Raw genomic sequence first — 13,167 nt, 5'->3', positions numbered from 1 at the left:
CATGACGGCCGCGCCGGGAAGAGGTCGAGACCAATCCGCAGATCAGGTCCATCCGGCGGGTCCATTCGGCAGGGCCATCCGGCAGGGCCATCCGGCAGGGCCATCCGGCGGGTCCATCCGGCAGGGCCGCCCGGCGGGGCCGCCCTGCCGGATGGGACTACAGCTCGTGCACCCGCCCGTCCCGGACCTCGATCCGCCGGTTCACCGTGACGGTGTCCAGCATCCGCCGGTCGTGGGTGACCAGCAGCAGGGTCCCGGTGTACGAGCCGAGCGCCGCCTCCAACTGCTCGATCGCGGGCAGGTCCAGGTGGTTGGTGGGCTCGTCCAGCACCAGCAGGTTGACCCCGCGCGCCTGGAGCAGCGCCAGCGCGGCCCTGGTGCGCTCGCCGGGGGAGAGGGTGCCGGCCGGGCGCTTCACGTGCACCGCCTTGAGGCCGAACTTGGCCAGCAGGGTGCGCACCTCCTCCGGCGTGAACTCCGGGACGGCGGCGGCGAAGGCGTCCGCCAGCGGCTCGCCGCCGAGGAACAGCCCGCGCGCCTGGTCCACCTCGCCGACCACCACGCCGGAGCCCAACGAGGCGCTGCCGCCGTCGAGTTCGAGCCGGCCGAGCAGGGCGGCCAGCAGCGTCGACTTGCCCGCGCCGTTGGCGCCGGTGATGGCGACCCGGTCCGCCCAGTCGATCTGGAGGTCCACCGGGCCGAAGGCGAAGTCGCCGCGGCGGGCGACGGCCGCGCGCAGGGTGGCGACCACCGAGCCGGAGCGCGGGGCGGTGGCGATCTCCATCCGCAGCTCCCACTCCTTGCGCGGCTCCTCGACCACGTCCAGCCGCTCGATCATCCGCTGGGTCTGCCGGGCCTTGGAGGCCTGCTTCTCGGTCGACTCGGCGCGCTGCGCCTTTCCGATCTTGTCGTTGTCGGAGGACTTGCGGCGGGCGTTGCGCACGCCGTGCTCCATCCAGCCGCGCTGCATCCGGGCCCGGGCCTCCAGCCCGGCCTTGGTGTCGGCGTACTCGTCGTACTCCTCGCGGGCGTGCCGGCGGGCCACCGCGCGCTCCTCCAGGTACGCCTCGTAGCCGCCGCCGTACAAGTTGACCTGCTGCTGGTGCAGGTCCAGCTCCAGCACCTTGGTGACGGTGCGGGCCAGGAACTCGCGGTCGTGGCTGATCAGCACGGTGCCCGCGCGCAGGCCCTTGACGAAGGCCTCCAGCCGCTCCAGGCCGTCGAGGTCGAGGTCGTTGGTGGGCTCGTCCAGCAGGAAGACGTCGTAGCGGGAGAGCAGCAGCGAGGCGAGGCCGGCCCGGGCGGCCTGGCCGCCGGACAGCGCCGTCATCGGCAGGTCGAGCGAGACCTTCAGGCCGAGCGAGTCGGCGACCTCCTCGGCGCGCTCCTCCAGGTCGGCGCCGCCCAGCTCCAGCCAGCGGTCCAGGCTAGCCGCGTACGCGTCGTCGGCGCCCGGGCGTCCCTCGACCAGGCCCTCGGTGGCCTCGTCCAGCGCGGTCTGCGCGGCCGCCACGCCGGTGCGGCGGGCCAGGAAGTCGCGCACCGACTCGCCCTCGCGCCGCTCCGGCTCCTGCGGCAGGTGGCCGATGTTGGCGCTCGCCGGGCTGAGCCGCAGCGAACCGCCCTCGGGGGTGTCCAGCCCGGCCAGCAGCCGCAGCAGCGTCGACTTGCCGGCGCCGTTCACGCCGACCAGGCCGATCACGTCACCGGGGGCGACGACCAGGTCCAGGCCGGAGAAGAGGGTGCGTTCGCCGTGACCGGCGGCGAGGTCCTTGACTACGAGTGTGGCGCTCATGATGAGCCCGATTGTAGGAGGAGCGGGCCGGGTGGCGGAAAAGCCCGGGGCCGCGGCGCGGCTGCCGCGACCCCGGGGACCGGCCGCGCGGGCCGGTCAGGAGGTCACTTGGACTTCTTCGAGAAGTAGTCGAACATCCGGGCCGCCACGTCGTCCAGGTACGGGCCGGCCTCCCAGGTGCTGGCGCCGTTGCCGATCGAGGTGTCGCTGACCAGGGCCGGCTTGCCGTCCTTGGCGGCGACCCAGCCGCCGCCGCTGCTGCCGCCGGTCATGTTGCAGCCGATCATCAGCATCGCCGGGCGGCTCGGGTCGCCGGTCTTCTTCACCGGCTTCCCGCTGTCGCAGTGGTCCAGCTCGACGCCGTCGAACGGCTTGCCGGCCGGGTAGCCGTAGGCGCTGACGCTGCTGAGCTGCTCACGCGGGGCGTTGAACCAGATCGGCACGGAGCCGCCGACGGTCTCCTCCAGCGACTTGCCGTCGCCGCTCGGGTTGGCGACCTTGATGATCCCGAAGTCGTACTGGCTCCACGGGCCGCCGTGCTCCGGGTCGGCCTCGGCCGACCACTGCGGCGAGACCATGCCGGCGGTCGCGCCCCACTCGCCGTACGGCTCGGCGTCGGTCTCGTTGGCCTGCTTGCCGCCGCTCAGCAGGCCGTTGCTGTTGTAGGCCGGGGCGAAGGAGATGTTGGTGTAGTACGTGCCGCCCTTGCCGCCGTTCAGGCAGTGGCTGGCGGTCCAGACCAGGTTGCTCTTGCCGGGGTTGGCCGGGTCGGAGACGACGGTGCCGGAGCACACGTAGTCCTCGTTCCCGTCCTTGAAGAAGAGCTTGCCGTTGACGTGCAGGTTCTTCGCGAACGGGTGCTGGGTCGGCTTGGCCTCGATGACGGTGGGCAGCGCGTCGCCGGTGCTCGGGGGCTGGGCGGTGGTGGGCTGCGCCGGGGCCGGGGCGGCCGGCTTCGAGGTCGGCTGGGCCGGGGCCGCGCCGGTCGGCTGGGCGGGCGGCAGCGCCGGGTCGGGCTGCGGCTGCGGCATCGGCTTGGGCTTGGCGTTCAGGATCCGCTGCAGGGTCCAGTAGCCCTTGACCGCCGGAGTGATCACGTTCTGCTGGGCCCACTTGTCCCAGTCCTCGAACTTCCAGGTCTTCAGCTCTTCGGCGGTCGGCAGCTTGATCGGCGCCGCGCCCGGCTTGCCGGTGGCGCCGGCCGCGACCGTCGGAGCCGTGGTCCGGGCCGTGACCGGGTCGCTGTTGTCCGGGCCGCACGCGGTCGCGGCCAGCACGGTCAGCGCGGCGACGGAGGCGCCCAGGACGGCACGGTTCGGCCGGTACATCGGTGACATGAGTTCAAATCCCCCTGTGAATAACCGCCACGCGACCCCTTCCTCGGGTACGGCTCCGGGGAGCCGCAGGCGTGGCAGGGGAGGAGTCTGCCATGCGGATAAAGGCCTCTTACGCACACCCCCGGACTGGGGCGGGGCCGTCACCGGATCGGCACCGGACCGGCACCCGCCCTCCTCCGGGCGCCCGGAATCCGGTCGGGCGAGCCGCTTCCCGACGCGTGTCCAGGGGTGCTTCCCGGCGCGCCGAAATTCGGTTGCCCGGGTCCGGCGCCGTGCGTAGCGTGGACGGAGTCACCCGCCAGACAAGGAGAAGGCCGTTGCTCTACTGAGGTCCCGAGACACCGCCCCCGCCGCGCAGGCCCTTCGCCGCGCGGTGTGCGAGTGTGCGACCTCAGTCACGGCCCCGTGGCGAGCCCGATCCGGCTGATCCGGATCCGCCCCGCCCTCCCCCGGCCGTACCGGCCCGCACCCGCGGTGTCTCCCCGTGTTGCTCATCGTTCCCTTCGGCAACCACCCGGGAGGCCCTCCATGGCACAACCCACCACCGCCGTCCTCTGCACCGATCTCACCTTCGAGTGGCCCGACGGCAAGCCCGTCCTGGACGGCTTCCACCTCGCCGTCGGCCCCGGCCGCACGGGCCTGATCGGGCTCAACGGCGCCGGCAAGTCCACCCTGTTGCGGCTGATCGCCGGCGAGCTGACCCCGACCGGCGGCACCGTCCGGGTCGACGGCGAACTCGGCTACCTGCCGCAGGGGTTGACGCTGGACACCACCGTGCGGGTGGACGAGGCGCTCGGCATCCGGGCCACCCGTGAGGCCCTGCACGCCATCGAGTCCGGGGACTCCGACCAGCGCCACTTCGACGCCGTCGGCGACGACTGGGACGTCGAGGAGCGCGCCCGCGCCACCCTCGACCGGCTCGGCCTGCACCGCCTCGGCCTCGACCGCACCACCGGGGAGCTCTCCGGCGGCGAGGCCGTCCTGCTGCGCCTCGCCGCCCTGCTGCTGCGCCGCCCCGACGTCCTGCTGCTCGACGAGCCCACCAACAACCTGGACCGGACGGCCCGGGAGCGGCTCTACGAGACGGTCGCCGGCTGGCACGGCGTCATGCTGATCGTCAGCCACGACCGCGAACTGCTCCAGCACGTCGACCAGATCGCCGACCTGCGGGACGGCGCGGTCACCTGGTACGGCGGCAACTTCGCCGAGTACGAGCGCACCCTCGCCGCCCAGCAGGAGACCGCCGAGCGGCTGTTGCGCAACGCCGAGGCCGACGTCGAGCGCCAGAAACGGGACTTGACCGAGGCCCGCACCCGGCTGGACCGCAGCGCCAGCTACGGCAAGAAGCGCTCGGTCACCCGCAACGACCCGCACATCTTCGCGGGCAAGCTCAAACGTCAGGGCCAGGAGACGGCCGGGCGGCTCCAGGGCATGCACACCGAGCGGCTGGAGGAGGCCCGGCAGCGGCTCACCGCCGCCGAGGAGGCGGTGCGCGACGACGCCGAGATCCGGATCGACCTGCCGCGCACGGCCGTCCCGGTCGGGCGCACCGTGCTCACCCTGCAGAAGGTCCGGCTGCCCTACGGCACCACCGCCGACCTCGACCTGCGCGGCCCCGAGCGGATCGCCCTGGTCGGCCGCAACGGCTCCGGCAAGACCACCCTGCTGCGCACCATCGCGGGCGAACTCGCCCCGCTGGAGGGCGAGGTCAGCACGCCGGTGCCGTTGCGCCACCTGCCGCAGCGGCTCGACCTGCTGGACGACAAGCTGACCGTGGCGGAGAACGTCAAGCTGTTCGCCCCCGCCGCCGGGGACAACGCGATCCGTGCCCGGCTGGCCCGCTTCCTGTTCCGCGGCGGCCGGGCCGACCAGCCCGCCGCCACCCTCTCCGGCGGCGAGCGGTTCCGGGCCACCCTGGCCGCGCTGCTGCTGGCCGACCCGCCGCCGCAGCTGCTGCTGCTCGACGAGCCGACCAACAATCTGGACCTCGCCAGCGTCCGCCAGCTCACCCAGGCGCTCGCCGCCTACCAGGGCGCGCTGATCGTGGCCAGCCACGACGTGCCGTTCCTGCGCGGCCTGGGCCTCACCCGGTGGCTGGAGCTGGACGGCGAACTGCGGGGGGTGGATCCGATGTAGGGGGACCGGTACGTCGCGGGCGGCCTCGCCCGCGACGCGGCCGCTACTGCTCGGCGAGGACGCGGCGGGCCGTGCTCAGGGCGGAGTCCTTGAGCCCGGCCAACTCCTCATCGGTGAACACCGGTGTGCGGATGTCCGGCGGGATGCCGGGGCCGTCGAAGGTGCTGCCGTCGGGCGTGAGGTACTTCTCGTTCGGCAGTACCACCATGAAGTCCGGCGAGAGGGTCTTGACCAGCACGTCGGAGAAGACGCCCTGGGTGCTCTCGCCGATCCGGACGACGTGCGGGGAGCGGCCCATCAGGGTCTGGGTGAAGGTCTCGGCGGCGCTGATCGACAGCGAGGAGGTGAGCAGGGCGACGGGGCCGGTGAAGTGCTCGGTGCGCGCGGGCCGCACCACGACCGGCTGTGGCCGGGTGAACTTCGTGGGGTCGGCCGGGTCGTCGCGGGCCACCTTGCGGTAGGCGACGTACGGGCGTTCGGTGAGCCGGGCGGCGATCTGCTGCCCGAGCGCGTCCGAGCCGCCGCCGTTCAGCCGGACGTCGATCACCAGGCCGTTGAGCCGGTCGGGGTCGGCGAGCAGGGCGCCCAGGGCCCGGTCGAGCTCCTTGGCCTGGGCGGCGAATCCGCCGGTCGCGTAACCGTCGAAGCCGCTCACCCGCAGGTAGCCGACGCCGTCCGGGAGCCGGCCCACGCCCAGCCGACTCACCCCCTGCGCGTTGACGCCGAACTCCTGTTCGGGGCCGGTCAGTTGTGCGTCGACGGCCTTGCGGGCCGCGTCCCGCAGGGCGGGCGTCGACTTCAGCGAGCCGTCGCGCCGGCCGGAGTAGACGCCGGTCGGGCCGGTGCCGGTCACCCGGGCCAGACTGGTGTGCGCGTCCTTGAGCGGGGTCAGCAGGTCGATGAAGATCTGCTGGAGCTGGTCGGTGGTGGTCGCCGGAGTGATCTTCGCGCGCTGCTCGTCGCGGGCCGCGTGCCAGTCGATCCCCTTGGCGGCGAAGAAGGGGTAGTTCTCCTCGAAGGTCTCCCAGAACCGGTCGAAGACCGCGAGCGGGTCGTTGGGGGAGGGCCGGGTGCACAGCGCCGGAAGCGCGTCCAGGCGACGCAGCGTCTTGGTGCCCGTCCCGCCCTCCTCGACGTCGATCGCCCGGCGCCCGCCCGGCTGCGGGGTGAGGGTGAGGGCGTTGTCGCCCAGGACGTACCGGACGGTGCCGTCCCGGCCGGGGGCGCCGTCCTGCGTCCCGGTGATCCACCCCGGCACGCAGCTGTGCGTCGTCACGTCATAGGTGGCCAGGCTGCTCCCGGAGACCACGGCCACCAGGCCGTACCCGTCCATCTGCCAGACCCCCTGGAGGGACCTGCCCCGCCTGTCCTGGCCGTCGGCCCGCGTCGCGGCCACCCCCGGCGCCGCCACCGTGACCGTCGTCGCGAGCGCCACCGCCGTGGCGGCCACCGCCCTGCCGACCGCCGCTCTGCCCACTGCCGCCCCGCTCGCCGTCGCCCGGCTCGGCGTCGCCCGGCTCGGCGTCGTCCTGCTCGCTGCGGCCCTGCCCACTGCCCTGCGCGTCATCTCCGGCCTCCGCCGAACCGCCCGGCCTCCCCCGCGGAACCGCTCCGCCGCCTTGCCCCCGACGCTACGGCGGCCCCCACCGCCCCGGCGTCATCCCGCGCGCCCGACCCCCGCCCGACTTCGGGGCTACCCGCGGCTCCGCCGAAACCACTCCGTGGGGGTATCGACAGCAAACCCTTTTGACGGTGGGTGAAAATCCTCCGTCGGTGGTCCCAACTCCGGTGCGCTCCAGTACCATCGGCGCCATGCCTGCGCTCAACATCGAGTACACGGAGCACGAGCTCGCCGCGATCCGCGAGGCCGCCGCCGCGGACGGCAAGAGCATCAAGGCGTACATCCACGACCTGAGCGTGCGGGAGCAGCAGCGGCGGGTGTTCGTGGACCACGCGGTGGCGTTCTGGAAGTCGCACCGGGCGGAGTTCGACGCCGCGTTCCCGGAGGACGCGCCGGCGGCGTGAACGGCGCGGCGGGGGTGCGGGGATGATGCCGCTCCACGTCGACCTGCGCTGGCTGCTCGACGTGCAGGAGCTGGCCTCGCCGGAGGACCTCAGCGTGCGGGACTACTCCGCGCTCCAGGCCGCCGTCGCCCGGCACCGGGTGAACACCGCGCAACTCGGCCACGACGCCGACGCCGCCTGGTGCGCGGCCACCCTGATGCACACCATCGTGCTGCTGCGCCCCTTGCCGGTGCGCAACAACCTGTACGCCTGCATGACGACGGCCGCGTACATGCACGCGGCCAAGGAGGGCATCGACCCGCCGTACGGGGCGCTGGTCGAGCTGGCCCGCGACATCGCGGCGGGCGGGGCGGACGTGTTCGCGGCGGCCGACCGGATCCGCTCCTGGCGGATCTGAGGCCGGCCGCCGCGCGGACGGTCACCCGGGAAGGGAGCCCCCGGGAGAGGGCGACCCCGGGAAGGGCGCCAACTGCGCCCGGGCATTCAGGACTTGGCGGACCTCAGCTTGCCCGCGACCAGCGTGCCCAGCCGGTCCAGGCCGACCACGGCGGCGGCCAGCACCACGAACTCGACCGTCAGCAGGGCTATCTGGCCCCAGACGTAGCCGTAGCCCTTGGTGGTGGGGTCGAAGAAGAAGTAGGGGTAGGGCGTCGGGTAGTCGTCGAACAGCGCGTTCCGGGCGAGCACGATCGCCGCGTAGCCGAGCGGGAAGGCCAGCCAGAGCGAGATGTCCTTCCAGGCCGCCGCGTTGCGCGGCTTCAGCACCAGCCAGTCGGCGATCACCATCACCGGCGTCACGTAGTGCAGGAAGAACGACGACCAGTGCGCGAGCTTGTCCGGCCCGCTGACCAGCCCGGGCAGCGGGTTGGCGCCGTGCTGGAGCAGGACGTGCGAGACCAGCCCGGTGATCAGTATGTACAGGGTGGCGGCGCCGCGCAGCCGGGGCGCGGGCGCGTCCACGGTGTCGCGCTTGAGCATCCAGTACACGGCGCCGATGAAGTAGCCGAGCACGATGACGTTGCTCTGCACGGTGAAGAACACCAGCGGCGCGGTTCCGAGGGTCAGGCCGAGGCCCGCCGAGAGCACGATGCCCATGCGCCACCACAGCGCGGGGCGGGTCCGGACTGTCATGCGGCCACCAGTTCGTTTCAGGCGATACGGGAGGTATCGGACGGCTAAGGGGGAACGCCGCACTCTACTCGCAGGTAGCGGGGGGACGGAAGAAACGGTCCTGCTCGGGGCCGGACCCGCCGGACTCCGCAGCCCGGCTGGACTCCAACGGCCCCGTCGGCCCCTGAGGCCCCCTCGGCTCAACCCGGCAGGACGAAGCCCGACTCGTACGCCGCGATCACCACGCGGATGCCGTCGCGGGCCCCGTCGCGGCTCTCGCCGTGCGCGCTTTCGCCGTGCGCGCTTTCGCCGTGGTCGTCCTCGTTCATCGTGTCCCTCCCCCCGGCAGCCAGACGGCCAGCCGCCACGTCGTCCCGTCCTCGCTCGGCCCCGCCGTGCTCCCGCCGCGCAGGGCGGTCGCGCGCTCCCCGATCCCGCGCAGCCCGCGCCCGCCGCCAGGGCGGCTCGGGCGGGCGGGGCCCAGCGGGTTGGTGAGTTCGATCTCCAACCGGCCCCCGGCCAGGACGACCCGCAGTCCGGCCGGCGCGGGCCCGGCGTGCCGCAGCACGTTGGTCAGGCCCTCCTGCACGATCCGGTACGCCTCCCGGGAGACCCCGGCGGGCAGCCGGGCCAGGCCCGGGGCCAGCTCGGCGTCCACCGTCACGCCGGTGCGGGCGAGTTGGCGCAGCAGGTCGTCCAGCCCGCCGAGCGTCGGCCCGGCGGGCCGGTCGGCGTCGGCCTCCTCCTCGCGCAACAGTCCGAGCACGGCGTCCAGTTCGGCGACGGCCGCTCGCGTGGTCCGCTCGATCGCCTGGATTGCCTCGGCGGCGAAGTCCGGGTCGGTGCGCAGCACCCGGGCGGCTGCCGAGGCCTGGATGCCGACCGCGCTGAGCGCGTGCCCGACCGAGTCGTGCAGTTCGCGGGCCAGCCGGTTGCGCTGGGCGAGCACGGTGGCCCGGCGTTCGGCGGCGGCCAGCCGCTCCTCCGGGGTCGGGCCGAGCAGGGCCGGCGCCCAGCGGGCCAGCAGGGCGCCGCAGCCGGCGCTGGTGGCGACGATCAGCAGCAGGAGGGCGAGGCCCAGCGCCGGGCCGGTGAGCATCCAGCCGGGGAAGCGGCCCTCCCAGTACCTCGCGAGATCCTCGGTGCGGGTGAAGGAGAGCAGCAGCACCACCGCGAACGGCGTCCCGCCGAGCGTCATCCCGGCCACCACACCGCCGAAGAAGAGGTGCAGCGCGTACCAGAGCGCGGTGCGTCGGCGCGCCGCCCACGAGCGGGCCGGCCCAGCGGCCAGTTCCTCGGGCCGCTGCGCCGCGCACAGCGCCCGGGCCGCGGCCCCCTCCAGTGCCCGTACGGTCGGCACCAGCGCGGTGGCGGCGGCCATCGGCAGGGAGGTGAACAGCGCGGTGAGCTGCAGGAGCGTCTGGCGCAGTTGCCCCTGGTCCGGGTTGAGCGCCCCGAGCATCACCACCGAGAGCAGCCAGTACGGCATCAGCAGCGCGCCGCCCAGCACCAGGTGCACCCAGCGCAGCCGGGCCCGCCGCCCCAGCAGCGCCCCCGCCGCCCGCCGCATCCGGCCGCCCGCCCCCGTGTTCACCCGGATGACCCTGCGTCAGCGGGTGCGCGGCCCGCGGCCGCCCGTCCGGCCGGCGCCACCGCGCCCGCCGACGGGGCCGGCAGTAGCCCGGGCCGGCGCCGCGCGTCCTCCCTGGTCCTCATGCCGTCCACGGTCCCGCCGCCCCCCGGGCCGACGCGTCAACCCGGCGAACGGTCCCCCTCCCCCTCCAGGGGGATCTTGCCCTGCGACCCTCCTCCCGGGCCGGGGGAGCGTCGTTGACCCGGACACACGCCTCACGAGACGCGCAGGTGGACGGGAGAGGACACCGCCATGGCCGAACCGTCCGTACCGGTACCGCCGCCTCGGTACCCGCACCCGCACCCGCACCCGCCCCTGCCACCGGTCGCCCCGACGGTGCCCGACCCGCTGCAGCAGCTCATCCAGGCCCAGACCGGCGCGCCGCGCGGCGACGCCACCGCCTACCTGCGGGCGGGAGCGCACCTCGACCCGGCCTTCCGGGACGCGGTGATCGAGGAACTCGCCGAACACCCGTACCGGGTACCGCCGCCGACCCCCGGGGTCGACCTGGCGGCGGTGCTCAAGGAGTGCTACGCGGCGCGGCGGCAGGCGGTGGGGCGGGCGGTGCTGGTCCTGCTGACCGCGGCCGTGCTGCCCGTGCTCGCGGTGTGCGGCGCCGTCTCCCTCATGGCGTCCGGTCAGACCGACGTGCCGCACGCGCTCGATGTGCTGCTGCGGCTCTGGCTGCTGCAACTGACCGTCCCCCTGGTGTTCGTGGCGGCCTGGCTGATCCGGTCCGACCGGCCCCGGCGCCGCCGGACCGGCAACTGGCTGGCCGTCGGCTGCCTGCTCGGCGCGGCCGAGGTGCTCGGGTGGCACTGGATCGCCGCCCTGCTGGCCGTCTGGTTCGCGGTGTCCCTGGCCGGCCGGCGGCGGCTCGAACAGACGCTGTACGAGCTCGGCACCGGCCGGGCCGCCGCCCCCGAGGACCCCCTCCGCAAGGACCTGTACCGGCGGCTCGCGCGGCAGCAGGCCGACCCCGACGTCGTCTACAGCGACTACGCGCCCTTCGTCGGCGCCGGGATCGAGATCGACCACTGGTCCTTCGCCGACGACCTGCTGCCCGACGACCCGCTGCCCGAGGCCCAGGCGGAACCGGCGGCCACCGCACGGGCGTTGACCGTTCCGGCCGTCCACGCCCGGCTGCGCACCGAACTCGCCCGCCTCGGCGCCGCCGACACACCCGCCTACCCGGGCGACCGCCTGCACGGGATCGCCGTGCACGACCTCGTGTTCAAGAGCGGCAAGCGCCTCGGCCCCGCCGCCGACTGGTGCGGCCACGGCCCCGGCACCGCGTTCGCCGCCCTCGCCCCGTACGCGGCCCACTGCGCCGCCGCGCTGAACGGGGGCGGGCCGGACCCGGAGCACTGGTGGGTGGAGAGCGTCGACCTCGCCGCCGAGGAACGGCTGCGGCACTACCTGGCGGTGCGGGTCGCGGGCTGGCGCGAGGAGATCGTCGTCACCGTGTTCGTGCGGGCCCAACTCCAGGGCGGGCAGCTGTTCCTGGAGAGCAGGGCCTTCGTGCTGCCGCCGATCGCGCGGGCCTACCACGCGATCGACACCGCGGCCCCGCCCGCCGATCTCGGCGACTGGCTCGGCCTCTGCGCGGCGTCCCTCGCGGCGCTGCCCGCTCTGGTGGCGGGCTCGGTCGGCGTGCTGCGCCGCGCCGCGCGCAGCCGGCGCGCCGTCGGGCGCAACGCGCTCCGCTACGCCCGGATGTGCCGGGAGAACCGGCTGGTCGACCACGGCCCCACGCTGTCCGTCCGGGAGCTGGGAGCGGAGCGCGCGTACCAGCAACTGTTCCAGGAGATGGACGTCCAGCGGTACGTGAAGTGCGTCAGGGCCCGGATCGTGTCGGCCGTCCGCGACTGCCTGCGGGACCACGGCTACCGGACGGACGGGGCGGAGCGGTTGCAGCACGTGGTGATTAACAACGGCGTGCAGGTGCACGGCGACGTCCACGGCGTCGTGCAGACCGGGGACGCGGCCAACGCCTCGTACCGGACGCTCACCACCCCGGCGCCGCGCGTCGGCGGCACCCGGCAGGACTGAACGGCACCAGGAACAGGGGAACAGCGTGAACGACGACGGCCACGGGATCAGCATCACCGGGAACGTCACGGGCATCGTGCAGAGCGGCAGCCACGCCCGCGCCGAGTACACCCACCAGCAGACCGCCCCCACCCCGGGCGAGGCACCCGAACTGCGCGCCCTGCTCGCGGCGGCGGACGCGCTGCGCGAGCGGCTGCGGGCGCTCGCCCCGGACGAACTGCCGCCCGCCGCCGCGGAGGTGGCCGGGCAGGCGCTCGACGAGCTGGCGGCTGCCGCCCCTGAGGGCCGGCAGCCGGACGGCGGCCGAGTCAGGCGCGCCGTCTTCACGCTCACCGGCGCCCTCGGGGCCGCGGCGGCCCTCACCGAGGGCCTGCGGGCCCTGACCTCGGCCGCCGCCCCCTGGTTCTGAGGCCAGCCCTCTGGCCTCTCGCCCGTCCTCTGGCCTCTCGCCCGTCCGCTCGCCCGCTCGCCCGGCTCCTCGGCCCGGCCCCTGGGCTCAGGCCGTCCGGTGGATCAGCCGGCCCTCGTCGTCGGTGCGGCCGTCCGGGTCCGGCAGCAGCCCGAGCCGCTCGGCGAGCCGGCGGGACGGCACGTTGTCCGGGTGGATCAGGGCGACCACCGGCACGCCGGGGAAGCGCGGCAGCGCCTCCGCCATCGCCGCCCGGGCCGCCTCCGCGGCGTAGCCCAGGCCCCAGGCGGACGGCCGGAAGCGGTAGTAGAGGTTGAACACCCGCTCGCCGTCCAGCGTGTGCAGGTAGAGCCCGGCGAACCCGATGACCGCCTCCGGCTCCTCCCGGGTGGACACGGTGCAGTACCCCACCCCGTCCCGCGCCCAGTCGGCGACGAAGCCGTCCAGCATCTCCCGGCTCGCCGTCCGGTCGCGGTGGGGCCCGTTGGGGTTGTAGCGGTTGGTCTCCGGATCCCCGTGGATCGCGAACACCGCCTCCACGTCCCCCTCCTGGGGCCGGCCGAGGACCAGCCGCTCGGAGGCGGTGACGATCGTGCGGGTGGCGGGTCCGGTGGCGGGTCCGGTGGCGTGTCCGGTGGTGGTCATGGCGCTTCCCCCGTGTCGTGCGTAA

General features: G+C 74.4%; 12 protein-coding genes. 5 read left to right on the top strand and 7 right to left on the bottom strand.

Annotated elements, in window-relative coordinates:
- Positions 1-157 precede the first annotated feature (157 nt).
- Together ACIO9K_RS31340 and ACIO9K_RS31335 are read right to left on the bottom strand one after the other, a co-directional pair.
- On the bottom strand, positions 158-1,795 hold the full coding sequence (locus ACIO9K_RS31340) for an ABC-F family ATP-binding cassette domain-containing protein (RefSeq protein ID WP_400334963.1): 1,638 nt from the start codon (positions 1,793-1,795) through the stop codon (positions 158-160).
- 104 nt (positions 1,796-1,899) lie between these two features.
- On the bottom strand, positions 1,900-3,132 hold the full coding sequence (locus ACIO9K_RS31335) for a trypsin-like serine peptidase (protein WP_400334961.1): 1,233 nt from the start codon (positions 3,130-3,132) through the stop codon (positions 1,900-1,902).
- 528 nt (positions 3,133-3,660) lie between these two features.
- On the opposite strand from ACIO9K_RS31335, the gene ACIO9K_RS31330 reads away from it, so the two are divergent.
- Complete coding sequence (locus ACIO9K_RS31330; RefSeq protein ID WP_363585689.1) at positions 3,661-5,268, top strand: ABC-F family ATP-binding cassette domain-containing protein; 1,608 nt, start codon at positions 3,661-3,663, stop codon at positions 5,266-5,268.
- 43 nt (positions 5,269-5,311) lie between these two features.
- Here ACIO9K_RS31330 and ACIO9K_RS31325 read toward each other — a convergent pair whose 3' ends face one another.
- On the bottom strand, positions 5,312-6,745 hold the full coding sequence (locus ACIO9K_RS31325) for a S41 family peptidase (RefSeq protein ID WP_400334959.1): 1,434 nt from the start codon (positions 6,743-6,745) through the stop codon (positions 5,312-5,314).
- 335 nt (positions 6,746-7,080) lie between these two features.
- On the opposite strand from ACIO9K_RS31325, the gene ACIO9K_RS31320 reads away from it, so the two are divergent.
- On the top strand, positions 7,081-7,293 hold the full coding sequence (locus tag ACIO9K_RS31320) for a hypothetical protein (RefSeq protein WP_063351004.1): 213 nt from the start codon (positions 7,081-7,083) through the stop codon (positions 7,291-7,293).
- A gap of 25 nt (positions 7,294-7,318) precedes the next feature.
- A complete protein-coding gene (locus ACIO9K_RS31315) occupies positions 7,319-7,690 on the top strand; it encodes a toxin Doc (RefSeq protein WP_400334957.1) in 372 nt (123 codons plus the stop codon).
- Positions 7,691-7,776: 86 nt separating this feature from the next.
- On the opposite strand, the gene ACIO9K_RS31310 is transcribed toward ACIO9K_RS31315, so the two are convergent.
- The 3 genes from ACIO9K_RS31310 to ACIO9K_RS31300 all read right to left on the bottom strand — a co-directional run bounded on the left by ACIO9K_RS31310 (position 7,777) and on the right by ACIO9K_RS31300 (position 9,997).
- Complete coding sequence (locus ACIO9K_RS31310; protein WP_400334955.1) at positions 7,777-8,424, bottom strand: Pr6Pr family membrane protein; 648 nt, start codon at positions 8,422-8,424, stop codon at positions 7,777-7,779.
- Between the two features lie 179 nt (positions 8,425-8,603).
- Positions 8,604-8,732 (bottom strand): hypothetical protein, encoded by a 129-nt coding sequence (locus ACIO9K_RS31305; protein ID WP_400334953.1) that lies wholly within the window; start codon positions 8,730-8,732, stop codon positions 8,604-8,606.
- Positions 8,729-9,997 carry a sensor histidine kinase gene (locus ACIO9K_RS31300; RefSeq protein WP_400334951.1) on the bottom strand — a complete coding sequence of 423 codons (1,269 nt, stop codon included), beginning with the start codon at positions 9,995-9,997 and terminating at the stop codon, positions 8,729-8,731. The genes ACIO9K_RS31305 and ACIO9K_RS31300 overlap by 4 nt, the downstream gene beginning before the upstream one ends.
- Positions 9,998-10,288: 291 nt before the next feature.
- Between ACIO9K_RS31300 and ACIO9K_RS31295 the strand changes: the two genes are divergently transcribed.
- Both ACIO9K_RS31295 and ACIO9K_RS31290 read left to right on the top strand, forming a co-directional pair.
- A complete protein-coding gene (locus tag ACIO9K_RS31295) occupies positions 10,289-12,088 on the top strand; it encodes a hypothetical protein (protein ID WP_400334949.1) in 1,800 nt (599 codons plus the stop codon).
- Positions 12,089-12,113: 25 nt separating this feature from the next.
- Complete coding sequence (locus tag ACIO9K_RS31290; protein ID WP_400334947.1) at positions 12,114-12,497, top strand: DUF5955 family protein; 384 nt, start codon at positions 12,114-12,116, stop codon at positions 12,495-12,497.
- An 87-nt stretch (positions 12,498-12,584) separates the two neighbouring features.
- On the opposite strand, the gene ACIO9K_RS31285 is transcribed toward ACIO9K_RS31290, so the two are convergent.
- Positions 12,585-13,142: a GNAT family N-acetyltransferase gene (locus tag ACIO9K_RS31285; RefSeq protein WP_400334945.1), complete on the bottom strand. Its 558-nt coding sequence runs from the start codon at positions 13,140-13,142 to the stop codon at positions 12,585-12,587.
- Positions 13,143-13,167: the final 25 nt, after the last annotated feature.

Origin of the sequence: Kitasatospora sp. NPDC087271 (assembly GCF_044744605.1) — a bacterium.
In the GTDB taxonomy this organism is placed as follows: domain Bacteria; phylum Actinomycetota; class Actinomycetes; order Streptomycetales; family Streptomycetaceae; genus Kitasatospora.
Note: the sequence above shows the minus strand (reverse complement) of the source record. Positions and strands in the feature narration are given on the sequence as shown.

Bases quoted from the DNA above. Each gene is read 5' to 3' on its own strand.
- ACIO9K_RS31285 (WP_400334945.1), bottom strand. From the start codon at position 13,142: ATGACCACCACCGGACACGCCACCGGACCCGCCACCGGACCCGCCACC.
- ACIO9K_RS31295 (WP_400334949.1), top strand. From the start codon at position 10,289: ATGGCCGAACCGTCCGTACCGGTACCGCCGCCTCGGTACCCGCACCCG.
- ACIO9K_RS31310 (WP_400334955.1), bottom strand. From the start codon at position 8,424: ATGACAGTCCGGACCCGCCCCGCGCTGTGGTGGCGCATGGGCATCGTG.
- ACIO9K_RS31335 (WP_400334961.1), bottom strand. From the start codon at position 3,132: ATGTCACCGATGTACCGGCCGAACCGTGCCGTCCTGGGCGCCTCCGTC.
- ACIO9K_RS31330 (WP_363585689.1), top strand. From the start codon at position 3,661: ATGGCACAACCCACCACCGCCGTCCTCTGCACCGATCTCACCTTCGAG.
- ACIO9K_RS31320 (WP_063351004.1), top strand. From the start codon at position 7,081: ATGCCTGCGCTCAACATCGAGTACACGGAGCACGAGCTCGCCGCGATC.
- ACIO9K_RS31315 (WP_400334957.1), top strand. From the start codon at position 7,319: ATGCCGCTCCACGTCGACCTGCGCTGGCTGCTCGACGTGCAGGAGCTG.
- ACIO9K_RS31340 (WP_400334963.1), bottom strand. From the start codon at position 1,795: ATGAGCGCCACACTCGTAGTCAAGGACCTCGCCGCCGGTCACGGCGAA.
- ACIO9K_RS31305 (WP_400334953.1), bottom strand. From the start codon at position 8,732: ATGAACGAGGACGACCACGGCGAAAGCGCGCACGGCGAAAGCGCGCAC.